Annotated in this window: 18 protein-coding genes; 12 read left to right on the plus strand and 6 right to left on the minus strand. The window is 67.6% G+C overall.

Translation table 11 applies throughout. From position 1 onward, the window contains the following. The first annotated feature begins 93 nt into the window (after positions 1 to 93). The 3 genes from HWX39_RS11585 to HWX39_RS11595 are packed head-to-tail and all read left to right on the plus strand — an operon-like array spanning position 94 to position 3,094. Positions 94 to 1,260 (plus strand): branched-chain amino acid ABC transporter substrate-binding protein, encoded by a 1,167-nt coding sequence (locus HWX39_RS11585; protein ID WP_175968200.1) that lies wholly within the window; start codon positions 94 to 96, stop codon positions 1,258 to 1,260. Positions 1,261 to 1,314: 54 nt separating this feature from the next. After that, positions 1,315 to 1,836: an L-2-amino-thiazoline-4-carboxylic acid hydrolase gene (locus tag HWX39_RS11590; protein WP_175968202.1), complete on the plus strand. Its 522-nt coding sequence runs from the start codon at positions 1,315 to 1,317 to the stop codon at positions 1,834 to 1,836. Beyond that, positions 1,829 to 3,094 carry a Zn-dependent hydrolase gene (locus HWX39_RS11595; protein ID WP_175968204.1) on the plus strand — a complete coding sequence of 422 codons (1,266 nt, stop codon included), beginning with the start codon at positions 1,829 to 1,831 and terminating at the stop codon, positions 3,092 to 3,094. The genes HWX39_RS11590 and HWX39_RS11595 overlap by 8 nt, the downstream gene beginning before the upstream one ends. A 91-nt stretch (positions 3,095 to 3,185) precedes the next feature. On the opposite strand, the gene HWX39_RS11600 is transcribed toward HWX39_RS11595, so the two are convergent. From HWX39_RS11600 to HWX39_RS11610, 3 genes are all read right to left on the minus strand, one after another. Continuing rightward, complete coding sequence (locus HWX39_RS11600; RefSeq protein ID WP_175968206.1) at positions 3,186 to 3,665, minus strand: GNAT family N-acetyltransferase; 480 nt, start codon at positions 3,663 to 3,665, stop codon at positions 3,186 to 3,188. A 34-nt stretch (positions 3,666 to 3,699) separates the two neighbouring features. Then, the gene (locus tag HWX39_RS11605) at positions 3,700 to 4,536 is read right to left on the minus strand and encodes a cytochrome c (protein ID WP_175968208.1); all 837 of its coding nucleotides are present in this window, start codon (positions 4,534 to 4,536) and stop codon (positions 3,700 to 3,702) included. A 531-nt stretch (positions 4,537 to 5,067) separates the two neighbouring features. Then, the gene (locus tag HWX39_RS11610; RefSeq protein ID WP_175968210.1) at positions 5,068 to 6,066 is read right to left on the minus strand and encodes a LysR substrate-binding domain-containing protein; all 999 of its coding nucleotides are present in this window, start codon (positions 6,064 to 6,066) and stop codon (positions 5,068 to 5,070) included. Between the two features lie 600 nt (positions 6,067 to 6,666). Between HWX39_RS11610 and HWX39_RS11615 the strand changes: the two genes are divergently transcribed. The 7 genes from HWX39_RS11615 to HWX39_RS11645 all read left to right on the plus strand — a co-directional run bounded on the left by HWX39_RS11615 (position 6,667) and on the right by HWX39_RS11645 (position 17,890). Beyond that, positions 6,667 to 8,082 (plus strand): circularly permuted type 2 ATP-grasp protein, encoded by a 1,416-nt coding sequence (locus HWX39_RS11615; RefSeq protein WP_175968212.1) that lies wholly within the window; start codon positions 6,667 to 6,669, stop codon positions 8,080 to 8,082. Between the two features lie 64 nt (positions 8,083 to 8,146). Continuing rightward, positions 8,147 to 9,088 carry an alpha-E domain-containing protein gene (locus HWX39_RS11620; RefSeq protein WP_175950574.1) on the plus strand — a complete coding sequence of 314 codons (942 nt, stop codon included), beginning with the start codon at positions 8,147 to 8,149 and terminating at the stop codon, positions 9,086 to 9,088. Positions 9,089 to 9,096: 8 nt separating this feature from the next. Beyond that, a complete protein-coding gene (locus tag HWX39_RS11625) occupies positions 9,097 to 10,074 on the plus strand; it encodes a transglutaminase family protein (protein ID WP_175968214.1) in 978 nt (325 codons plus the stop codon). Between the two features lie 96 nt (positions 10,075 to 10,170). Beyond that, positions 10,171 to 13,602 (plus strand): transglutaminase family protein, encoded by a 3,432-nt coding sequence (locus HWX39_RS11630; protein WP_175968216.1) that lies wholly within the window; start codon positions 10,171 to 10,173, stop codon positions 13,600 to 13,602. 211 nt (positions 13,603 to 13,813) lie between these two features. Continuing rightward, positions 13,814 to 16,420, plus strand: a complete 2,607-nt coding sequence (locus HWX39_RS11635; RefSeq protein WP_175968227.1) for a circularly permuted type 2 ATP-grasp protein — start codon at positions 13,814 to 13,816, stop codon at positions 16,418 to 16,420. Continuing rightward, entirely contained in the window at positions 16,414 to 17,439 is a 1,026-nt protein-coding gene (locus HWX39_RS11640) for a transglutaminase family protein (RefSeq protein WP_175968229.1), read from the plus strand. The genes HWX39_RS11635 and HWX39_RS11640 overlap by 7 nt, the downstream gene beginning before the upstream one ends. A 178-nt stretch (positions 17,440 to 17,617) precedes the next feature. Beyond that, entirely contained in the window at positions 17,618 to 17,890 is a 273-nt protein-coding gene (locus HWX39_RS11645) for a hypothetical protein (RefSeq protein WP_069259665.1), read from the plus strand. 72 nt (positions 17,891 to 17,962) lie between these two features. On the opposite strand, the gene pip is transcribed toward HWX39_RS11645, so the two are convergent. Beyond that, positions 17,963 to 18,895, minus strand: a complete 933-nt coding sequence (pip, locus tag HWX39_RS11650; RefSeq protein ID WP_175968230.1) for a prolyl aminopeptidase — start codon at positions 18,893 to 18,895, stop codon at positions 17,963 to 17,965. A gap of 317 nt (positions 18,896 to 19,212) precedes the next feature. Between pip and HWX39_RS11655 the strand changes: the two genes are divergently transcribed. Further along, on the plus strand, positions 19,213 to 20,364 hold the full coding sequence (locus tag HWX39_RS11655) for an acyltransferase (protein ID WP_175968231.1): 1,152 nt from the start codon (positions 19,213 to 19,215) through the stop codon (positions 20,362 to 20,364). A gap of 41 nt (positions 20,365 to 20,405) precedes the next feature. On the opposite strand, the gene HWX39_RS11660 is transcribed toward HWX39_RS11655, so the two are convergent. After that, positions 20,406 to 21,230: a multidrug ABC transporter ATPase gene (locus HWX39_RS11660; RefSeq protein WP_175968519.1), complete on the minus strand. Its 825-nt coding sequence runs from the start codon at positions 21,228 to 21,230 to the stop codon at positions 20,406 to 20,408. A gap of 260 nt (positions 21,231 to 21,490) precedes the next feature. Further along, positions 21,491 to 22,759, minus strand: a complete 1,269-nt coding sequence (gene fabF / locus HWX39_RS11665; protein ID WP_175968232.1) for a beta-ketoacyl-ACP synthase II — start codon at positions 22,757 to 22,759, stop codon at positions 21,491 to 21,493. Positions 22,760 to 22,938: 179 nt separating this feature from the next. Between fabF and HWX39_RS11670 the strand changes: the two genes are divergently transcribed. After that, complete coding sequence (locus HWX39_RS11670; RefSeq protein WP_175968233.1) at positions 22,939 to 23,970, plus strand: AraC family transcriptional regulator; 1,032 nt, start codon at positions 22,939 to 22,941, stop codon at positions 23,968 to 23,970. Positions 23,971 to 24,004 lie beyond the last annotated feature (34 nt).

The following is a 24,004-nucleotide window of genomic DNA, read 5'->3' on the forward strand; positions in this document are numbered from 1 at the left end:
TGGCATAAGCATCCAACAATTGGGTATTTGGGGTTTTGGTGCTGAATATTTAATATTTTTCATGTTTTTGATCCGATTCACCGATCCCCGCACATGAAAATCGCATTTCTCCACGCCAGCCTCGCTTTCTCGGCGGCCGCTCTGGTCGCCCCCGTTCCCGCGTTCGCGCAAGCCGCGCCGCAGACGATCCTGATCGGTCTTGCCGCGCCGCTCACCGGCCCGTCCGCGCGGATCGGCAAGGATCTGCAGAACGGCGCGCAACTCGCGATCGACGACGCGAACGCGAAGCATCCGACCATCGGCGGCAAGCCGGTGGTCTACAAGCTCGTCGCGGCCGATGACCAGTCCGATCCGCGCACGGCCGTCGCGGTCGCGCAGCAACTCGTCGACAAGCACGTGATCGGCGTCGTCGGCCACTGGAACACGGGCTGCAGCGTGCCGGCGTCGCGCGTCTACCGCGATGCGGGCATCCCGCAGATCGCGCCGGCGTCCACCGGCCATCAATACACGCAGCAGGGCTATGCGACGGCCTTCCGGATCATGGGTCACGACGATGCGGGCGGCCATTTCACCGGCGCGTACGCGGTGAAGACGCTGAAAGCGAAGCGCATCGCGGTGATCGACGATCGCACGTCGTTCGGCTCGGGCCTGGCCGACCAGTTCATCCAGGGCGTGCAGGCGAACGGCGGCGCGATCGTCGATCGCCAGTACGTGAACGACAAGACGACCGACTTCAGCGGGGTGCTGACCGCGATCAAGGGCAAGCGCGCGGATCTCGTGTTCTTCGGCGGTCTCGATGCGCAGGCTGCGCCGATCGCGCGCCGGATGCGCCAGCTCGGCGTGAACGCACCGCTGCTCGGCGCGGGCGGCTTCGTGAGCCAGACCTTCCTGTCGCTCGCGGGCAAGGACGGCGACGGCGTGACCGCGCTCGAACCGGGCCTGCCGCTCGACCGGATGCCGGGCGGCAAGGCGTTCGACACGCAATACCAGGCGCGCTTCCGCGCCCCGATCGAACTGCATGCGCCGTTCGCGTACGACGCGGCCGCTACGTTGATCGCGGCCGCACAGAAGGCCGGCACGACGCAACCGGCGAAGCTGGTCGCGGCAGTGCGTGCGATCGACCGGCCCGGCGTGACGGGGCGGATCGCGTTCGATGCCGAAGGCAACCTGAAGGATCCGGCCTTCACGATCTACCAGGTGCGCGGCGGCAAGTGGGCCGTCGTCGACGTGCTCGGCGGCTCGCGCACCGCGACCAAGTAAACGACCCGGCGCGACACAGCGCGACACAACGATAAAGCGACCAAGGCGATCCCCATGACCGACACCACCCATCCATCCGCCGCAGCCGAGGACACGCGCCTCGGGATCCTCGCGCGGCGCCGCATCGAAGCGGAAATCATCAAGCCCATCTACGAGATCATGAAGCGCGAGTTCGGCGCCGAGCGTGCGCAGGCCGTGATCGCGGAAGCCGTGCGCGGCGCGGCGGTCGATGCCGGCCGCACGTTCGCCGCGCAGGAGCCTGGCGGCACGAGCGTGAAGTCGTTCATCGCGCTGCAGGTGTTGTGGGAGAAGGACGATGCGCTCGACGTCGAGGTGCGGCGCGCGGACGACGCGCATTACGACTATGACGTGCATCGCTGCAGCTACGCGGAGATGTATCACGCGATGGGGCTCGGCGAGATCGGGCACCTGCTGAGCTGCGCGCGTGACAGTTATTTCATCCAGGGCTATGCGCCGGACATCGCGCTCACGCGCACGAGCACGATCATGCAGGGCGGCAAGCGCTGCGATTTCCGTTACGCGTTGCAATCCGCGCCGGAGAACGGCGATGCGTGACGACAACGCAATGGCCGAGCGCGTGAGCGCGCCGCGTGTCGACGGCGACCGCCTGTGGGCGTCGCTCGACCGGATGGCGCAGATCGGTGCGACGCCGAAGGGCGGCGTCTGCCGTCTTGCGCTGACCGATCTCGATCGCGAATCGCGCGACCTGTTCGTGCAATGGGCGCAAGACGCCGGCTGCACGGTGCGCGTGGACCGGATGGGCAACGTGTTCGCGCGCCGCGCGGGGCGCGATCCCGACGCCGCGCCGGTCATGACCGGCTCGCACGCCGATTCGCAGCCGACGGGCGGCCGCTACGACGGCATCTACGGCGTGCTCGGCGGGCTCGAGGTCGTGCGCGCGTTGAACGACGCGGGCATCGAGACCGAGCGCCCGATCGACGTCGTGATCTGGACCAACGAGGAAGGCTCGCGCTTCGCGCCGGCGATGGTGTCGGCCGGCGTGTTTTCGGGCGTCTATACGCTCGAATACGGGCTGTCGCGCACCGACGGCACGGGCCGGACGATCGGCGAGGAACTGGCGCGGATCGGCTATGCGGGTGCGGAGCCCGTCGGCGGCTATCCGGTGCATGCGGCGTACGAGTTGCATATCGAACAGGGCGCGATTCTCGAACGGGCGGGCAAGACGATCGGCGTCGTGACGGCCGGGCAGGGGCAGCGCTGGTACGAAGTGACGCTCACCGGTGTCGATGCGCATGCGGGCACGACGCCGATGGCGTTCCGCCGCGATGCGCTGGTGGGCGCCGCGCGGATGATCTCGTTCGTCGAGGTGCTCGGCCGCCGTTACGCGCCGGACGCGCGCGCGACGGTCGGGATGATCGAGGCGCGGCCGAACTCCCGCAATACCGTGCCGGGCGGCTGCTTCTTCACGGTCGAATTCCGTCATCCCGATGACGCGGTGCTCGACGAACTGGACGCGGCGCTGCGCGCGGAACTCGCGCGCGTGGCCGACGAAACGGGCCTCGGCGCGCAGATCGAGCAGATCTTCACGTATGCGCCGATTCCGTTCGCGCCGCGCTGCATCGACACCGTGCGCGATGCGGCACGGGCGCTCGGGCTGTCGCACATGGATATCGTGTCCGGCGCGGGTCATGACGCGTGCTATGTGGCGCGCGTCGCGCCGACGGGGATGATCTTCGTGCCGTGCGTCGACGGGCTGAGCCACAACGAGGCCGAGGCGATTACGCCCGAGTGGGCGGCGGCAGGCGCCGACGTGCTGTTGCACGCGGTGCTGCGAAGCGCGCAGGAAACCTGAGTCAGGGCGCGACGGCGGTGGTCCGGCGGAAGTGTGATCTCCTGTCGGGCCACGCCGGTTTCCGCCTGGCGACGCGAATGCGTGGTCCGAGTCACGCCCCGGGCGATTGCCGGTCGATATAACGCCGCATCACATGGAACGCCGTATCGGCGCGCCCCGGCATCGCCACCGTCGCGCCATCCGCAGCGAAGCCGAGCTTTTCATAGAAGCGGTACGCGGTTTCGCGTGCCGTGCACCACACGAGCGCGGCCCCGCGTGCTTGCGCGTGCCGCACGCAAACCTGCACCAGCACGCGCCCGAAGCCCATTCCGCGAACGGCAGGGTGGACGGCCATCCCGCGAAGCCGCCACGCCGGCCGCGCACGGTCGTCGTCGCGCAACTCCTCACAGAGCGACGCAACGGCGACGATCCCCGACGCGTCGCGTACGCCGACATGCAGTGTCGTCGGCGCATGGTCACCGGCCAGTTCGCACGCGCCCAGATCGCCATTCAGCAGGATCATTGCCCGGAGCGGGTGCGTCTGCGCGGCGTCGATCGGTGCGATGGTGAACAGCGTATCGCTTGACGTCATCAACGTTCCTTGAGTGATTCGATTTTGCCGCGCGTTACCGGCCGGCCTTGCGCCGCGCCATATACGCGAGATACGCGACGATCTGGTCGAGTTCGCGGTCGCTCAACTGGTCGGGCGGAAACGCCGGCATGCTGCGGCCCGGCCAGTCGCGCACCGATGCCGGGTTGCGGATATAGCGGCGCAGCGCGGCGGGCTGGAAGTAGTCGACAGGGTTCATCGGTGCATTCAGGTCGGGGCCGGCATGGCTGCTGCCCGCACCGTCGAGGCGGTGGCATGCGAGGCATTGCGTGACGAACAGGTGCTGGCCCGCGCGAGCCGGATCGTTCGCGGGCAATGCGGCATCGACGGCGAGCGATGGCCAGCGCGCGAGCGGCGACGACTCGATCGTGATGCGCACGATCTGGTACGGCCACTGCTCGCCGCGCACCGACGACGCGTCCGGCCCGAGCCAGACCAGATAGAACGGCCCGGCGCTGACCTGCTTGCCCGGCAGCTTCGGCCACGGATGCGCGGGATCCTCGATCGCGAGCCACGGGACGGCGCCGGCCGGCGTGCGCCGGCGCACGAGGTCCAGCGGCAGTTGCGCGGCGAAGCCGTCGGCCGCGCGGGTTTCGAGCACACCGTCGGCCGGCAGCGGCGTGTCGCCGAGCAGTGCGGCGAACGGCACCGCGCGGAACGTCATCGGCCGGCCGTACGCGATGTCGCGCGGCACCTGGATGTCGATGGCATCGAGGCGCGCGAGCAGCGTCTGCCGGGTGAGGGCGCGGGCCGTGCCGTCCGTCTCGAGTTCAAGCGCCGACTGGGCCGACGCGCGTTGTCCGATCAGGCATACCGTCAGCAGCAAAAGCGAAAACCACCGGCGCTTCAGCATTCGTTCTCCGGGAAAGGGCGTTCCGGCAGCGACAGGAGGCGCACGCCGCGGCCGATGGAAGGAATCGGGCGACAGTCTATCCGGTACGCGCGGCGCTGGCGACTGCGGCGCGCGAAGGGAACTGCCACGGCCGGGCAGATCGACGCACTGCATGCGTGGCGATCGGGGAGCAGGAGCGGGGGCTGGGACGCGAGTGTCTGGGCTATCGCATTCGTGCAGAGCACGAAGCGGGTGGCGCTCAGGAAGGGGCGAGCATGCTGTCGAAACGAGGAAGACATTGCGACCTCCCGTCCGGAAGCAATGACGAGCGCTTATTCGGAGTCAGCTTTGCCAGCGCACCTTTTGCGACGTGCCATTAACGATTACGGGTCTGGCGTGGTAATGATTCGGGCTACGGCGGGATCGCTGCTTGCTGCGGGGAGAGGGTCGCGTTCGCCGGGAAACGGCGCGACGCGGATGCATGCGCATACCGGATTGCCGCAATCCGTGCTCGCGTTCGCGTCGTCTGCGCGAACGACGCGAACGCGAAGATCAGCGACTGCCGCCCGCGCTGCGCCGCGCGATGCGCATCGCCGGTGCGGCCGCTGGTGCGGCCGCGTCAGCCGCACCTTCGACCGCCGCGCGCGGCCGGTTCATGATGTAGGTCCACAGTTGCTCGGCCGCGAGCCCGCGCTTGCGGGCCGACCGGTACAGGCGGATCTCGAGCTCGGTGATCCAGTCGCCGGAACCCGCGCACACGAGCGTGCCTTCCGCGAGTTCCTTCGCGACGCAGCTTTCCGGCAGCCAGCCGATCCCGTGCCCGGCCACGACCATGCCCTTCAGGGCCTCGGACATGTGCGTCTCGAAGCACCGGTGCAGCACATACGGCTCGGTGGCATTCAGCAGCAGCATCTCGACGATGTTGCCGAGAAACGCGCCCGACGAATACGCGAGCAGCGGCAGCGGTGCATCGGGGGTGCCCGGCAACTGGAACACAGGCTTGCCGCGCGCATCCGGAGTCGACACGGGCAGGATCCGTTCGACGCCGAGGCTGACGAACGGGAAGTGGTTCGGGTCGAGCACGATCGGCAACTGCGGATGGTGATAGCCGAGCAGCAGGTCGCATTCGCCTTCGACGAGTTGCTGCACGCCTTCCGGGACGTTGACCGCGTTGACGCGCGCGGTCACGTGGCCGACCTCGCCGTTGAGCTGCTTCAGCCATTCGGGAAACAGCGTGAAGACGAGCGTGTGGGCAACCGCGAAACGCACGACCTGATCGCTGGCCGCGAACTGGTCGTAGCCGTTCACGAGATTGCGCGCCGCATACATGCTGCGCAGGATGTCCGCGGCAAGCCCGCGGAACATCTGGCCGGCCGGCGTCAGCGTGATCGGGTTGATGCTCCGGTCGACCAGCTTTGCGTCCATCCAGGTTTCGAGTGCGGCAATTCGTCTGCTGAATGCCGACTGCGTGAGGTGCCGGTTACGCGCGGCCCGGGAAAAGCTCTTGGTATCCGCAAGGCTCAGGAAATCTTCCAGCCACTTTGCTTCCATTTCGATCTTCGCTTTTTATAGTCGGGCGCCTGAAAGGCGGCGGCACCGTTTGCTGCACGAACTTTCTAGCGTACCGCGCCTCGCGCCGGTCGACCCGATGTTTTTTTTCGATGGGTGTCAGTCGAAATATGCATGGGCGTTGTCGGCGGGATTACGGCTGCATAGCGTTGAGGTGCCGGACCCGGCTAACCGGACAGTTCATTGCGTCGAACTGCCGGTGCGGCCGCAGACGGTACTTCCCCCAGGGCCGGTTGCGCCGTGTGCGTGCCGGCCCGCCTTCCCATCCTTTCGTTCCGGTGGTCCGGCGCCCGGGCGGCCCGTTTTTTGTGCAGTGCAGATTGCACATTCGTGACACGCGGGGGAACTATGTTCGAAAGACGCGGCGCAGCATCGGCCGTGCGCGTTCGCGGCGCACCGCGGCCGCCCGTCGCGTCCGGGGTTGCACCGTTGTGGTGCGCAATGCCGCGCGGGCGTGCCTGACGCGGCGCAAAAACGGGGGGATATCGATGGGATCGCGCAAGGCACGTTCCTTGCAAAGCATTCATTACGCCGGTCCGGCATGCGCAATGCCGGGGAAAACGATCGATGGAGAAAAGATCGATGAAGCCATTCGATGAAATGCTGCAATCCGGCGACATGGTAAGGCCGCCCTACGCGCGCCTGAAGCAGTGGCTCGACACGCAGAATCCCGCGAGCCTCGCCCAGAAAGCCCACGACGCGGAAGGCGTGTTCCGCAAGACGGGCATCACGTTCGCCGTCTACGGCGACGCGGAGGCCGCCGAGCGGCTGATTCCGTTTGATATCGTCCCGCGCATCATTTCGGGTGCCGAATGGAGCCGGCTGTCACTCGGCATCGAGCAGCGCGTGATGGCGCTCAACGCGTTCCTCGACGACATCTACCATCGCCAGGAAATCGTGCGCGCGGGCATCGTGCCGAAGCACCTGATCGCGCACAACGAAGCGTTTATTCCGGAGATGATCGATTTCCGGCCGCCCGGCAACGTTTACACGCACATCATCGGCGTGGACATCGTGCGCACCGGCGAGAACGAGTTCTACGTGCTGGAGGACAACGCGCGTACGCCGTCCGGCGTGTCGTACATGCTGGAAAACCGCGAGACGATGATGCAGCTCTTCCCGGAGCTGTTCCAGCAGGTGAAGGTGCGCCCGGTCGAGACCTATCCGCAGATGCTGCGCCAGTCGCTCGCGGCCGTGTGCCCGCCGGGCGGCAACGCCGACAACCCGACCGTCGCAGTGCTCACGCCCGGCATCCACAATTCCGCGTACTACGAACATTCGTTCCTCGCCGACCAGATGGGCGTGCACCTCGTCGAGGGCAGCGACCTGCAGGTGATCGACGGCCGCGTCGCGATGCGCACGACCGAAGGCTTCCAGCCGATCGACGTGCTGTACCGCCGCGTCGACGACGCGTTCCTCGATCCGCTCACGTTCCGCCCCGATTCGGTGCTCGGCGTCGCGGGGATCATGGACGTGTACCGCGCGGGCAACATCACGATCGCGAACGCGCCCGGCACGGGCATCGCCGATGACAAGGCGATCTACTCGTACATGCCGGAGATCGTCGAGTTCTACACGGGCCGCAAGGCGCTGCTGGAGAACGTGCCGACCTGGCGCTGCGGCGAAGCCGACAGCCTGAAATACGTGCTCGACCATCTCGACGAACTGGTCGTGAAGGAAGTGCACGGCTCGGGCGGCTACGGGATGCTGGTCGGTCCGTGCGCGTCGAAGGCCGAGCTGGAAGCCTTTGCCGCGAAGCTGCGCGCGCGCCCCGCGAACTACATCGCGCAGCCGACGCTCGCGCTGTCCACGACGCCGATCCTGACCGAAGCCGGCCTCGCGCCGCGCCACGTCGACCTGCGACCGTTCGTGCTGGTGTCGGACCGGATCCGCATCACGCCGGGCGGGCTCACGCGCGTCGCGCTGAAGGAAGGATCGCTCGTCGTCAACTCGAGCCAGGGCGGCGGCACCAAGGACACCTGGGTGCTGGCCGACTGAGCCGGACGCGACCCCGTGCGCCGGAGCCGGCGCGCGAACCGAATGAAGACGGAGTGGACACGAGATGCTTCTGGGACGTACTGCAAGCGGTCTCTACTGGATGTACCGCTATATCGAGCGCGCGGAGAACATCGCGCGCATCGTCGATGCCGGGCTGCGGATGGCGCTCACGCGCACGTCCGACGCGCCGGCCGAATGGTCGTCGGTGCTCGTCAGCTCGGGCACGGACGACGGCTACCGGCAGAAATACGACGCGTATGCGGCCGATACCGTGACCGACTACCTGCTGCGCGACCGCGACAACCCGTCGAGCGTGCTGTCGTGCATCGAGGCCGCGCGCTCGAATGCGCGGATGGTGCGCACGGCGCTCACGCGCGAGGCGTGGGAGAGCGTGAACGGCGCGTGGCTCGCGCTGCGCCGCGCGCTCGCCCAGCCGGTGCCGGAAAGCGAGGTGCCGGCCGTGCTCGACCAGGTGAAGCGCGAAACCGCGCTGATCCTCGGCAGCTTCTACAGCACGATGCTGCGCAACGAGATCTTCGATTTCGCGCAGATCGGCGCGTTCGTCGAGCGCGCGGACAACACCGCGCGGATCATCGACGTCAAATACCACCTGCTGCTGCCGTCGGTGTCGCACGTCGGCACGATCCTCGACAACTACCAGTGGGAGACGATCCTGCGCTGCGTCGCCGCGCACCGTTCGTACCGCTGGGTGTACGACGTGCAGTACAAGCCGATGAACATCGCCGACTACCTGATCCTGAACGGCCGCATGCCGCGTTCGCTGCGCTATTGCTACGGGCGCGTCGTGTCGAGCCTGAACCTGCTCGCGAAGGATTACGGCGTGACACACCCGTGTCACGACACGGCCACGAAGATCCTGCAAATGCTGTCCGATACCTCGGTCGAGCGGATCTTCAAGAGCGGCCTGCACGAGTTCCTGACCGACTTCATCGGCCGTAACAACAGCCTCGGGCTCGAAATCGCCCAGGCCTACAACTTCGACTGAGACTTGCCATGCGACTCGCCATCCGACACATCTCGCGTTATCAGTTCGACGATCAAGCCACCCATGCGCTGCAACGGCTGCGGTTGCGCCCGCAGTCGGGCCCCGGGCAGACGGTGCGCGCGTGGCAGGTCACGATCGACGGCGTCGAGCCGACGCTGTCTTATGCCGACGGGCTCGGCAACCGGATCGACCTCGTGCGGCACGACCGCGACGCGAAGGCCGAGATCGTCGTCATCGCGGCCGGCGTCGTCGAGACGCAGGACCGCTCGGGCATTATCGGCAATCCTGAAGGCTATGCGCCGCCGTGGATCTTCGAGCGCGAGACCGCGCTCACGAAGGCGGGCGACACCGTGCGTGCGCTTACGCAGGCGCTGCCGATCGAGCCGCGCAGCCTCGACGCGCTGCACTGGCTGATGACGGAAGTGCACGACCGCATTGCGTATGCGCCGAACCTGGCCGCCGACGCGCCCGTCGATGCCGAAACGGCGCTGCAAAGCGGCGAGGGCACGAGCCGCGACCATGCGCACGCGTTCATCGCGGCCGCGCGCGTGCTGAAGATTCCCGCGCGCTATATCTCGGGCTACGTGCTGGCGGACAGCGCGATGCAGCGCATCGCCGACGCGAAGCAGAACGCGGGCGACGTCGAGGAGGAAGAGGCGCTCGCGCTGCAGAGCGGCGAGGGCATGCAGCAGGCGCTCGGCGCGTCGCATGCCGCGCAGTCGCAGGGGCTGCCGCAGCCGGCGCTTGGCGCGCAGCAGCAAACGGCCGGGCTGATGCAGCAACCGGCCGGCCATGCGTGGGCCGAGGCCTATGTCGAGGGGCTTGGCTGGGTCGGGTTCGATCCGTTCATGAATCGCTGCCCGGACGAGCGCTACGTGCGCATCGCGGTCGGCCTCGACTATCGCGACGCGCAACCTGTGACGGGGCTCGGCGCGACGGCCGTCGGCGTCGAGATCAGCGTCGTGCAGACGCCCGAGCTCGTCTGACCTCGCGCACGCTTTCGCCGAATCCGCCAGGCCGGGCCGCCGCGTCGCATCGAGCGCGACGCGGCGCGCGGCCGGCCCAACCCGAACCGAGCTCCCATGTCCATCCACGTCGCGCTGCATCACACCACCCGCTATCGCTACGACCGGCTCGTCAACCTCGGCCCGCAGGTCGTGCGTCTGCGTCCCGCGCCGCACTGCCGGACGCCGATCCTCGCGTATTCGATGACGGTCGAGCCCGCGCAGCACTTCATCAACTGGCAGCAGGACCCGTTCTCGAACTATCTCGCGCGGCTCGTGTTCCCGGAGCGCACCGAGCACTTCGAGATCACGATCGACCTCGTCGCCGAGATGTCGGTGTACAACCCGTTCGACTTCTTCCTCGAAGCCAGCGCGGAGCAGTACCCGTTCCGCTATGACGACGCGCTGAAGACCGAACTCGCGCCGTATCTCGCGTGCGATCCGCAGACGAGCGCGGCGCCGCTGTTTCGCGCGTACGTCGACGGCGTCGACCGTACGCCGGCCGGCACCGTGAACTTCCTCGTCGCGCTGAACCAGCAACTGCAGCGCGACATCGGTTATCTCGTGCGGATGGAGCCGGGCGTGCAGACGCCCGAGCAGACGCTCGAACTGGCCTCGGGCTCGTGCCGCGACAGCGCATGGCTGCTCGTGCAGCTGTGCCGCCATCTCGGCATCGCCGCGCGTTTCGTGTCGGGCTACCTGATCCAGCTCACGCCCGACGTGAAGTCGCTCGACGGCCCGAGCGGCACGTCGGTCGACTTCACCGACCTGCACGCGTGGTGCGAGGTGTACCTGCCCGGCGCCGGGTGGATCGGCTTCGACCCGACCTCGGGCCTGCTCGCCGGCGAAGGCCACATCCCGCTGGCCTGCACGCCGCAGCCGACGAGCGCCGCGCCGGTCGAGGGGCTGATCGACGAGTGCGAGGTGTCGTTCGAGCACGAGATGGCCGTGACGCGCGTGTACGAATCGCCGCGCGTGACGAAGCCGTACACGGAATCGCAATGGGATGGCGTGCTGGCGCTCGGCGCGCAGGTCGACGGCGCGCTCGCGGCCGGTGACGTGCGGCTCACGCAAGGCGGCGAGCCGACCTTCGTGTCGATCGACGATCGCGACGGCGCCGAGTGGAATACCGACGCGCTCGGCCCGACCAAGCGCGGCTATGCGACCGAGCTCGTGCAGCGGCTGCGCGCCGAATACGGCGACGGCGGCTTCCTGCATTTCGGGCAGGGCAAGTGGTATCCGGGCGAGCAACTGCCGCGCTGGGCGCTGTCGATCTACTGGCGTGCCGACGGCCAGCCGGTGTGGCACGATCCGTCGCTGTTCGCCGACGAGCGCGAGCCGTCCGCCTATACGACAGACGACGCGAAGCGCTTCATCGACGCGCTGGCCGCGCGGCTGAACCTGACCGGCGAATTCATCCTGCCCGGCTACGAGGACGTCTGGTACTACCTGTGGCGCGAGCGTCGGCTGCCGGTCAACGTCGACCCGTTCGACTCGCGTCTCGACGACGAGCTCGAACGCGCGCGGCTGCGCAAGGTGTTCGAGCAGCAGCTCGACAGCGTGGTCGGCTACGTGCTGCCGGTCAAGCGCACGGAAGACGCACAGGGCCGCCATCGGCCGGAACTTGACGGGCCGCGCTGGCAGACGGGGCCGTGGTTCTTCCGCGATGAGCGGATGTACCTCGTGCCCGGCGATTCGCCGATGGGCTATCGGCTGCCGCTCGATTCGCTGCCGTGGGCGAGCCGCGCCGACTATCCGTATCTGGTCGAGCGCGATCCGTTCGCGCCGCGCACCGCGCTGCCGGACGCCGCCGCGATCCGCGCGCGCTACGCCGGCCCCGCCGATGCGCCGCGCTACCTGTCCGGCGTGCATCGCGAGGCATCCGCGCAGACCGTGATGCAGTGGCGCGACGACGGCGCGGCCGGCGGGCGGCATGCCGCGCATGCGCACGACCCGCAGCGCCGGCCCGAGCGCTTCGAATCGGCCGCGTGGATCACGCGTACGGCGCTGTGCGTCGAAGTGCGCAACGGCATCCTGTACCTGTTCATGCCGCCGCTGGCCGCGCTGGAAGATTATCTCGACCTGCTCGGCGCGATCGAGCTGACCGCGCACGCGCTCGGCGTGAAGCTGGTGCTCGAAGGCTATCCGCCGCCGCGCGACGCGCGGCTGAAGCTGCTGCAGGTGACGCCCGATCCCGGCGTGATCGAGGTGAACATCCATCCGGCGACAAACTTCGACGAGCTCGTCGACCACACCGAATTCCTGTACGACGCCGCGTGGCAGTCGCGGCTGTGCAGCGAGAAGTTCATGGTCGACGGCCGCCACGTCGGCACCGGGGGCGGCAACCACTTCGTGCTTGGCGGCGCGACGCCAGCCGACAGCCCGTTCCTGCGCCGCCCGGACCTGTTGGCGAGCCTGATCGCGTACTGGCACAACCATCCGTCGCTGTCGTACCTGTTCTCCGGGCTGTTCATCGGGCCGACGAGCCAGGCGCCGCGCGTCGACGAGGCGCGCAACGACCAGCTCTACGAACTCGACATCGCGTTCGCGGAGATCCAGCGCAACAAGCTGCTGTTCGGGCAGGACATGCCGCCGTGGCTGGTCGACCGCGTGCTGCGCAACCTGCTGATCGACGTCACCGGCAACACGCACCGCAGCGAGTTCTGCATCGACAAGCTGTATTCGCCGGATGCGTCGACCGGCCGGCTCGGCCTGCTCGAGCTGCGCGCGTTCGAGATGCCGCCGCATGCGCGGATGAGCATCGTGCAGCAATTGCTGCTGCGCGCGCTGGTCGCACGTTTCTGGGCCGCGCCGTACACGACGCCGCTCACGCGCTGGGGCACCGCGCTGCACGACCGCTACATGCTGCCCGCGTTTCTTCAGATGGATTTCGACGACGTGCTGACCGAACTGCGTGACGCCGGCTTCGCGTTCGATCCGGCGTGGTTCGCGCCGCACTTCGAATTCCGCTTCCCGCTGTTCGGCCAGATCGCGGTGAACGGCATGCAGCTGTCGCTGCGCGGCGCGCTGGAGCCGTGGCACGTGATGGGCGAGGAGGGCGCGCCCGGCGGCACGGTGCGCTATGTCGATTCGTCGGTCGAACGGCTCGAAGTGCGCGTGACGGGGCTCAACGACAACCGGCACGTCGTGACGGTCAACGGCCGCGCGCTGCCGCTGCAGCCGACCGGCACCGTCGGCGAATACGTCGCGGGCGTGTGCTACAAGGCGTGGTCGCCGCCGTCCGCGCTGCATCCGACCATCGGCGTGCACGCGCCGCTCACGTTCGACATCGTCGATACGTGGCTGCAGCGCTCGCTCGGCGGCTGCCGCTATCACGTCGCGCATCCGGGCGGGCGCAACTACGCGACGTTCCCGGTCAATGCGTACGAAGCCGAAAGCCGCCGGCTGGCACGCTTTGTCGAGATGGGGCATACGCCGGGGCGGATGGATGTCGCGGCTGCCGCGCCGAGCCGCGAATTCCCGTTCACGCTCGACCTGCGGCGGCCGTGACCGGACGATGACAGGACGGACGACGATGCGCGGTTCGCGATACCCGGCGGCTCCGGTCGCTGGCGGCCCCGCCGGAATGCTAGGATGCGGGCAGATTGCGGCCGCGCGCCGCGGCCCGCCCCCCCGGGTGGCGGCGCGCGCGGCCGGGCCCTGACGACGGAACGACACCGTGCCGCCCATAGACACAGATCATCTCGCCGCCCCCGACGCGATGCCCACGCTTTTCGATACCGGCGCGCAGCCGGATGCCGCCGAACTGGCCGCCGCGCTCGCGGCGCCGGCCGCCGCCGGCCGCTACGACGAACTGCGCGGTAGTGCGGCGGGCCTGAACGCACCTGCGCTCGCGCCCGCGTGGCGCAGCTTCTTCACGTCGATCGGCAGCGACGGCGTGGCCGACCTCGATCGCCGTGCCGACGCGCTGCACCGGCGCATGCGCGAGAACGGCCTGTTCTATCAACTGCACGAGCAGCGCGCCGGCGACGGCGCGGCCGGCCCGTGGTCGCTCGACCTGCTGCCGCTGATCGTCACGCCCGAGGACTGGGTCGCGATCGAGCGCGGCGTGCTGCAGCGCGTGCGGTTGCTGAACGCGACGCTGGCCGACTTGTACGGCCCGCAGACGATCCTCGAACGCGGGCTGCTGCCGCCCGCGCTCGTCACCGGGCATCCGGGCTACCTGCGCGCGATGCGCGGCGCACGCGTGCCGGGCGATACCTGGCTGCACGTCGTCGCGTTCGATCTCGCGCGCGGCCCTGACGGGCAGTGGCGGATCGTCGCGCAGCATACGCAGGGCGCGGCCGGCCTCGGCTACCTTCTCGAAAACCGGCTGATCGTGTCGCGGCTCTTTCCGAGCGGGTTTCGCGGGTTGCGCGTGCAGCGGCTCGCGTCCGCGTACCGCGCGCTGCTGCAGAGCATGCAGGCGCTCAGCCCGGCCCGCAAGAATTCGCGGATCGTGCTGCTCACACCGGGGCCGCACAGCGCGACGTATTTCGAACACGCCTACCTTGCGCGCTACCTCGGCCTCACGCTCGTTGAGGGCGGCGACCTGACCGCGCGCGACAACCGCGTATTCCTGAAGACGCTGCGCGGGCTCGAACCGGTGCACGGCATCCTGCGGCGCGTCGACGACGCGTGGCTCGATCCGCTCGAACTGCGGCCCGATTCGATGCTCGGCGTGCCGGGGCTGCTGCAGGCCGTGCGCGCGGGTAACGTGCTGCTCGCGAATGCGCCGGGCTCGGGCTTCCTCGAATCGCCGGCGATGCTCGGCTTCATGCCGCGCCTGGCGGAAGGGCTGCTCGGCGAAACACTGACGCTGCCGGCCGTGCATTCGTGGTGGTGCGGTGAGGCGGCCGCGTGCGACGACGCACTCCCGCAGCTCGCGCGCGGTATCTTGAAGGCGTCCTATCCACCCGACGTGCAGGCCGGCGGCCCGTTCGAGCCGGTGATCTGCGCGCGGCTCACCCAGGCGCAACTGGCCGAGTGGCGCGCGCGGATTCTCGCGCGGCCCGAGCACTACACGGTGCAGGCCGACCTGCCGCTGTCGCAGGCGCCGACCTGGCCGGGCCCGGACGCGCCCGACGGCAACGGCGGCGCGCGCATCGTGCCGAAGCCGGTGCTGCTGCGCGTCTTCGCGCTCGCCGACGGCGCGAAGCGCTGGCGGCTCCTGCCGGGCGGGCTGTCGCGGGTCGGTACACGCGACACGCTGTTCAACGCGCCGATGCCGCGCGGCGGCAGTACCGTCGATACGTGGGTGATGACCGAAGGCATCGTCGATTCGACGACGCTGCTGCAGACGCACCTCGGCCCCGACGATCTCGTCGAACGCCCGCGCGCGATCGCGAGCCGCGCGGCCGAAAACCTGTTCTGGCTCGGCCGTTATACCGAGCGCGCAACCAACCTGATGCGCCTCGCGCGCGCCGCGCTCGAACGACTGCGAGGCGAGGACGACGTCGACAGCCCCGCGCACCTGGAGCTGCTCGACACGTTGTGCCGCGATACGGGCCTGATCGCGGCCGATGCGCCGAACGCCGTCGATGCGCCGCGTGCGTTCCAGCACACGCTCGCGACGTCGCTGACGCGCGGCACGGATCGCACGTCGGGCATTGCGTCCTGCCTGTTCGGGATGCGTGGCGCGGCCGCCGCGATCCGCGAACGGCTGTCGAGCGATCAGTGGCGCTTGATCGACGACGCGACCCAGCTGTTCGCGGACAGCGCGGGCCAGCCGGAAGCCGAGGAGCAGATCGGCAACGAGGCGCTGCAATTGCTGGAGCGTCTCGGGCTGCTGCTCGGCGCGATCACGGGCGCGCAGACCGACAACATGACGCGCGACGACGGCTGGCGGTTGCTGTCGATCGGCCGGCAGATCGACCGGCTGGACTTCCTGTGCAGCGTGCTGAAGGTGGCGTTCGACGAAGGCGCGGTGCACCGGCAGGACGGCTTCGAGCTCGTGCTGGAGCTGTTCGACAGCACGATCACGTTTCGTTCGCGGTTTCAGCGCGGCTTCGACGTTGCGCCGCTGTTGTCGCTCGTCGTGCTCGATACCGACAACCCGCGTTCGCTCGGCTGGGTCGTGCAGGCGCTGCGCGGCCGGCTGACGAAGGTCGAGCGAAGCGAAGGCTACGCGCTGTCCGAGCTGGCCGAGACGATTCCCGACGTCCCCGCGTGGTCGCTGCACGAGCTGTGCGAGACCGCCGAAGGCGGCCGGCACGACAAGCTCCTCGATGCACTCGACACGACGGTGAAGGCGGTCTGGGAATTGTCGAACCGGATCGGCGAGCGCTATTTCAGCCACGTGCGCGAAGCGGGCAGGACGTTATGGTGACGACGAAAGGCGCGGGTAAAGTGCCGCCAGGCTCCGGCAATGCACGACAGGCAACGTCACCGGCCGCCGTTGCTCCCGGCCGGTTGCTGCGCGTCACGCACGACACCGAATACCGTTACGCGGCGCGCGTCGAATCGGCGCAGCACCAGGCACGCCTGCAACCGCTCGTCACGCCGCGCCAGCAGGTGCTGTCGTTCGCGCTCGACATCGATCCCGCGCCGGAGTCGGTCGGGACCGAGATCGATGCATTCGGCAACGCGCGCGCGTCGTTTGCGTTGAACCAGCCGCACGACGCGCTGCTCGTGCGCAGCCGCAGCACGGTACGCGTGACGCCGCCCGTCTGGTCGCGCGGTGCGCGCGGCGAGCCGCCGCCCGCGATCGCGAATCCCGACGGGAAACAGACGATGGCGTGGGAGGCCGTGCGCGACCGCTTGCGATTTCGTGCAGGACAACCCTACGACGCGGCGAGCGAATTCGTGTTTACGTCGCCGCATGTCGCGTGCGATCCCGAACTCGCCGCGTATGCGGCTTCGAGCTTCACGCCGCACCGGCCGCTCGTGCAGGCCGCGTGGGAGCTGATGCGGCGTGTACATGCCGATTTTGCGTATACGCCGAACAGCACCGACATCACGACGTCGGCGCTCGATGCGCTGCGCTTGCGCAAGGGCGTGTGCCAGGATTTCGCGCACGTGATGATCGGCGCGCTGCGCTCGCTCGGGCTGGCCGCGCGTTACGTGAGCGGCTACCTGCTTACGCAGCCGCCGCCCGGGCAGCCGCGATTGATCGGCGCCGACGCGTCGCATGCATGGGTCGAGGTGTACGACCCGGCGTGGCCCGAGGACAATGGCTGGCTGCAGCTCGACCCGACCAACGATCGCGCGCCGGGCGACGACTACGTGATGCTGTCGATCGGCCGCGACTATGCGGACGTGACGCCGCTGCGCGGCGTGATTCGCGGCGGCGGCGCGGATCAGGAGCTGAAGGTCGGCGTGACGGTGGAGCCGCTCGACGCGCCGTGACGCATGCCGCGTACCTGCGCGCATGCCGTTTAAGTCTTCGTTAATACTGCACGCCTAGCATGGTCATGCCGGCGAACGGATCGGGCTCGATCCGGGGCGCCGGCGGCACGCGCGGGTGCGTCGACGTCACGGCGCCGCACCGTCGCGCGTCGCCATTCCCTTGCAACGGCGGCGGATCATGATCAAGACCTTCGACTACACGCTCGGCAGCGAGACGATTCCGCTCTGCGCGAGCTTCGGCGCGGGGCCGGCGTGGCGCCGTGTGCTCGTGAGCCGCGCGGATTCGATGGAGACGCTGGTGGTGCTCGACGCGCGCGGCCTGTCTGGCTTGCTGAAGGTGGCGACCGAAGCGCCGGAAGGGCTGCTCGACGATGCGATCCGCAAGGTCGGCGACGAGCAGCTCGTCGAGCGGGCGATCAGCGGCAAGGCGATCGTCGAAGCGGCACTTTGAGCGGGCGGTGCGTGTGCGTGCCGGCAGGCACGGCCGCACGCACCGCGTTGCATTGCGTTGCGTTGACTGCGCTTACGCGGCGAACCGGTCCGTCGCCGCGATCAGCGCTTCCAGGATCCCCGGCTCGTTGTACGCATGCCCCGCGCCCGGCACGATCTCGAACGTCGCATCCGGCCATGCCTTCGACAAATCCCATGCGGTACGCGCGGGTGTCGCGACGTCATAGCGACCCTGCACGATCACGCCCGGGATGCCGGCCAGGCGATGCGCGTCGCGCAGCAGCTGGCCTTCCTCGACGAAGCCGTGGTTTACGAAGTAGTGGTTTTCGATTCGCGCGAACGCGAGTGCGTAGTGGCCGTCCGCGAAGTGCGCGGCGAGTTTGGGGTCGGGCAGCAGCGTGATCGTGCGGCCTTCCCAGATGCTCCACGCGCGCGCGGCTTCGAGCTTCGCGGCTTCGTCGTTGCCGGTCAGCCGGCGATGGTAGGCGGCCATCAGGTCGCCGCGCTCGGCTTCCGGAATCGGTGCAACGAATTCTTCCCACAGATCGGGGAACAGCCACGATGCGCCTTCCTGGTAGTACCACAGCAATTCCGCGCGACGCATCGTGAAGATGCCGCGCACGACCAGCGCGCTCACGCGCTCGGGGTGCGTTTCCGCGTACGCGATCGACAGCGCGCTGCCCCACGATCCACCGAACACGAGCCACTTTTCGGCGCCGACCATCTCGCGCAGGCGCTCGATATCGGCGACCAGATGCCACGTCGTGTTGTTCTCGAGGCTGGCGTGCGGCGTCGAGCGCCCGCAGCCGCGCTGGTCGAACAGCAGGATGTCGTAGCGCTCCGGATCGAACAGGCGGCGATGGTCGGGGCTGCAGCCGGCGCCGGGGCCGCCATGCAGGAACACGGCGGGCTTGCCGGCCGGGTTGCCGCAGCGCTCCCAGTAGATGCGGTGGCCGTCGCCGGTGTCGAGATGGCCGTGGGCGTAGCGTTCGATCGGTGGGTACACAGGCAGGCTCCGGGTAAGGGTCGACAGGAGGAGGACGCGCGGGCCGGTGTTCGAACGGGGGACGACGGATATTGCGCCGCCGCAAAAAACGTTGTGTTGGCACCGGGCCGGCCGCCGCCGGACAAGGCTTGTCATTATGCCCATTCGCCGCCCGGGACGTCGGCTCGTTACGGCGTGCGCGGCCGCCGGTGCGGGCCCGGGGATTTTTGAATTAATTTCATTTCGATATTTTTCATACAAAATCCCGGCGGCATATCGGCGTGCCGAAGCGGGGCGCCGGTCTGCTGCCCATCCACCGTGCCAACGGAAACCAGCCGATGAACCATCGCGTCACGCAATTGACCGGGTTGCGCGCCGTCGCGGTCGCGATGGTCGTGGTCGGACACGCCGAGCACGTGCTGCCCGGCGGCTATACGGGTTGGTACGCGCCGTTGCGGCTGATCGCCGACGGCCGGCTCGGCGTGCTGATCTTCTTCGTCCTCAGCGGCTTCCTGATCACCAACGTGCTGCGCGCCGAGTTCGCGCGTACGGGCGGCATCGCGCTGACGTCGTTCTACGTGCGCCGTGCGCTGCGGATCTGGCCGGCCTGCTACGTGTATCTCGCGGCGGTCGCGATCGTGGCCTTCGCGGGCTGGTTCGACGTCGACCGCCGGCAGTGGCTGTATGCGGCGATGCATCTGTGGAATTACTCGGCGTGGTTCGGGCTGACGGCAGACAACACGCTGCATCCGGACGGTGCGTGGTATCTCGGCCATTTCTGGTCGCTCGCGCTCGAGGAACAGTTCTACTGGTTCTGGCCGCTGCTGTTCGTGTATGGGATGCGTCGCGGCGGGACGCGTTGGCTGGCCGCGTTGATTTTGATCGTGCCGCTGGTGCGCGCGGTCACGTATTTCGTTGCGCCCGCGCTGCGCGGGCAGCTCGCGATGATGCTTCACACGGGCGTCGATTCGATTCTGATCGGCTGCTATGCGTCGCTCAACCGCGAACGGCTCGAAGCGTGGATTCGTACCTGGCGTGGCGAGGCGCGCATCGCCACCGCGATCATCTTGATCGTGCTGGTCGGCATGCCGCTCGCCGAACATCGGCTCGGCGGGTTCTGGAATGCGACGTACGGCGTGACGCTCGAAGCCGCGCTGATCGCGATCGTGATCGTCGTGCTGAATTTCCGTAGCGAGTTCTGGTGCGCGCGATGGTTGCGTGCCCGGCCGGTCGTGTTCGTCGGCACGATCTCGTTCAGTCTTTATCTTTGGCAGCAGCCGTTTGCAAATCCGGATCTGCAGGTTCCCCATGCGTTTCCGCTCGGCATCGTGTGGGCGTTGCTGGCCGCAACGGCCAGCTATTTCCTCGTCGAGAAGCCGTTCCTGCGGTTGAAGGATCTCTATGCGGCGCGCGAGATGCGGCGTGTGCGTGACGACGCGCGGCGGATGCCGGCGTCGGGCGAGGCGATCGGAGCGAAGGTGGCGGAGTAGGCGGGCGGAGTAGGCGGGCGGGGCGATGACCCGCCTTGGCCTCACTTGAAGCGCTTCATCGCGGCAGGCGAATACCAGAAGTTTCGGAACATATCGATCCCATACGTCTTTCCGTCGTAGCGGACGATCGTGCGCGCGGTGCGCTTGCCTGTCTCCGAGTACTCTCGGTCCTTGCGTTGCGACTTCGTGATGTGCGCCGTGATCGACAGGTCGGCAAAGCCGTGGCTCGATGTTTTCTCGACGGCGATCGTCATGCGGGCATCTTCGCTGCTCGCGTCGCCGACGCCGGGGCCGCAGGCGTCACCTTCGACGGAGACCCACCCGTAGCGGTTGGTGCCGAACACCGGACGAATGCGGTTGCCTTCGCGCACCCACAGCGTGAGCTCCTCGCTCGCGTCGGCGTCGGGGCAGCTCGGCCCGCGTGCGCTGCTCGTGAACACGACGCCGAATGCGCGTACGTCGGGCGATAGCCGGTAGGGTGCGGTGTCGATTTGATAGCTGTTCTCGCCGATCTCCGTTGCCGCATCCTCCTGGACCACCGACTTTTCGGCCGCCGCGACCGTGCCGCCTTCGACGAGCGCGACGACCTGCAGCTTGGTGCTGTCGTCCGGGTTCTGGCTGTTGGGAAGCCAATCGAATGCGACGGCCGCGATCGTCGTGCCGGGCGCATTCGGCATGACCTTGCACGCCGATGCGACGACGAGCCGGTCCGCGTCGCGTGTGGCAAGGCGGGCACTTGCGATGCCGGCCCAGCGGGCGACGGCGGTGACGGTATCGTCGCCGCAAGGCTGATTGTCGGTGGCGTGAACGGCGGGGGCGGCGGCGAGCGCCAGCAGCGGGGCGAAGCGGAGGATTCTTGTGGTCACGATGGGAACAGGTTCTTCACGGGTTGTCGTGGATGTTGCTTGCCGACCCGAAGCGTACCTCAGCACGCGGAAAGATCGTCGCAGTGCGTGACCGCCTTTGTACCGCCACCGGCATCGGACCCGCTTCACGGGAGCGACGCGGCCCCGATTTCATTCGGCAAACGCCAACGGATGCGCGCCGAACCTGCAGCCCGTCGCGTCCGTCACAGATGATGGCGCCGGGGCCGGTGTTCGAGCGTTTCCTTCGGCTCGAAGCCGGATCAAAGTCGACGGAATACCAGGCTGGCGTTGACACCGCCGAAGCCAAAGCCGTTGGAGATCGCATATTCCGTCGATATTCTGCGGGCCGATCCGGTGACAATGTCGATGCCTTCCGCTGCCGGGTCCGGCTGGGTCAGGTTCAGCGTGGGAGGCGCGAGCTGGTCGCGTAGCGCAAGGATGGTGAAAATCGCTTCCACGCCGCCGGCAGCCCCGAGCAAATGTCCTGTCGACGCCTTGGTGGCGGATACGGCAGGACCGCGACCCGTTCCAAATACAGTCTTGATGGCCGCGAGTTCGCTGATGTCGCCGACGGGCGTGGACGTCGCATGGGCGTTCAAATGCCCGATCAGCCCAGGTTCGAGATTCGCCTGCCGGAGGGCGAGTTCCATCGCGCGTCGTCCCCCGGCACCGTCCTCGGGCGGCGACGTCATATGGTATGCATCGGCGCTCGTGCCATAACCGAGTACTTCGGCGATAGGGGTGGCGCCGCGCCGCAGCGCGTGTTCCAGCTCTTCTATGACGAGCATGCCGGCGCCTTCTCCCATGACGAAGCCGTCTCGCCCGGCATCGAACGGGCGGGATGCCTGCGCCGGATGATCGTTGAAGCCCGCGGACAGGGTTCTTGCCGCGGCGAATGACCCCAGGCTGACGCGATCGATGCAGGCCTCCGCGCCGCCGCACACGGCAATGTCGGCTTCGCCCGCCCGGATCAGGCGCGCTGCGTCGCCAATTGCCTGTGCGCTGGCGGCACAGGCCGTAACCGGTGCGCCCAGGGGGCCGCGAAGGCCGTGGCGGATGGAGATGTGGCCAGCGGCCATGTTGGCCAGGAAGCTGGGTACGGTGAAGGGAGAAAGCCGTCTTGGCCCGCGCTCGTCAGTGATCCTGACGGCCTCTGCAATGGCACCGAACCCGCCCACGCCGGACGCTACGATGGTTGCGGTTCTTTCGCGAGCGTTTTCGGTTTCAGGTTGCCACCCGGATTGGTGCAAGGCCTCTTGCGCGGCGCCCAGCGCAAACAGGCTGAACCGGTCCATCTTCTTCTGGTCCTTGGGTTCCGCCGCGAGGGCAGGATCGAATCCCCATGGGCAGTCGGGCGTCAGCATGGGCACGACGCCGCCGACCTTAGACGCAATGCCGTCCGTGACGTCGTCGGGCAAGCCGACCACGCCCGAATGACCCTTCAGGAGGCGGCTCCATACGGATTCGACTCCGCATCCCAATGGCGAAACCATACCCATGCCAGTCACGACAATGCGTCTCGTATTCAAACGGTGCTCCTCTTTTGACTGATGAAGACAGGCCGCCGGAAATTGGCGCAATGCGCCATCCGACACCTCTCACGAAGTTCAGAAATCACGAAGATAGCGCGTCAGTATAGGGAGGAGGCCGGTCAGGAATTCGCACATCGCGCCAATTAATATGCAAAGTGCGCCATAATGATTCAATCATGAATCTGTCTCGCCAACGTCCTCTCACAGTGTCGGCGCACTTCCTGCACGGGATGTTGCGTGCCGTTCGCACGCGTCACGGAGAAGACGCGGCGGCACAGGTCCTCGCGAGCGCTGCCATCCCGCTGTCTCTTCTCAATCAGCCCGATGCACGAATCACTCGGCAGCAGTACGTCGCGTTGTATCGGACGGTCGCGGCGTCGCTCGATGACGAGATGCTGGGGCTATGGTCCAGGCCGATCAGGGGCGGCACGTTGAAGTACCTGATGCTCAGCCTGCTGGACGCGCCAACGGTATTGGTCGCGTTCAATCGTTTTGTTCGTTTCTGGAATTTGCTGCTGGATGACTACCGGTTGCAGATCTCGACGAAAAACGAGCGGGTGCGGCTGGCGCTGGTGGAGCGCACGCCTGGCACGCAGGTTACGCCCCTCGGACATGAGTTGATGATGAAGCTGGCTCACGGCATAGCGTCCTGGCTTCTGGGCAGGGAGCTTGCGCTGCAACGGGTCGAGTTCAGCTTCGCCAGGCCCAGGTATGTTGAAGACTATGCATTCCTGTTTCCCGGGGCGGTGCAGTTCGATGCCGGGATGACGAGCATCCATTTCTCGTACCAGGATTGCGCCGAGCCGTTCAAACGCGAAAAGCACGAACTATGGGCTTTCCTTAACGCCGCTCCTGGAGCCTGGACCTTCAGCGTATTTCATCACGGTTCGATTGTTGCCAAAACACGCGAGCATCTTGAACGGAATATCGCGCAGCCGCTGACGATACAGGCGCTCGCGCAGGCGTTGCATACGTCAGTACGCACGCTCAATCGTAGATTTGCGGAAGAAGGCACCCATTTCCAGCAGGTGAAAGACGGACTGCGGCGGGATATCGCGGTCGATCGGCTGACAAACTCGAACACCAGTGTGGCAGTGCTGGCATTTGATCTTGGTTTTTCCGACGCCACCGGTTTTTGTCGCGCATTCAAACATTGGACCGGCAGCAGTCCTACGGATTATCGCAAGGATACGCGTCGAGACGAGTGACGAGCAGGCGTCGGGACTCGACAGCGCGTGTCGC

The sequence above is a fragment of the Burkholderia sp. BCC0322 genome, assembly GCF_902833045.1.
Taxonomy (GTDB): Bacteria; Pseudomonadota; Gammaproteobacteria; order Burkholderiales; family Burkholderiaceae; genus Burkholderia.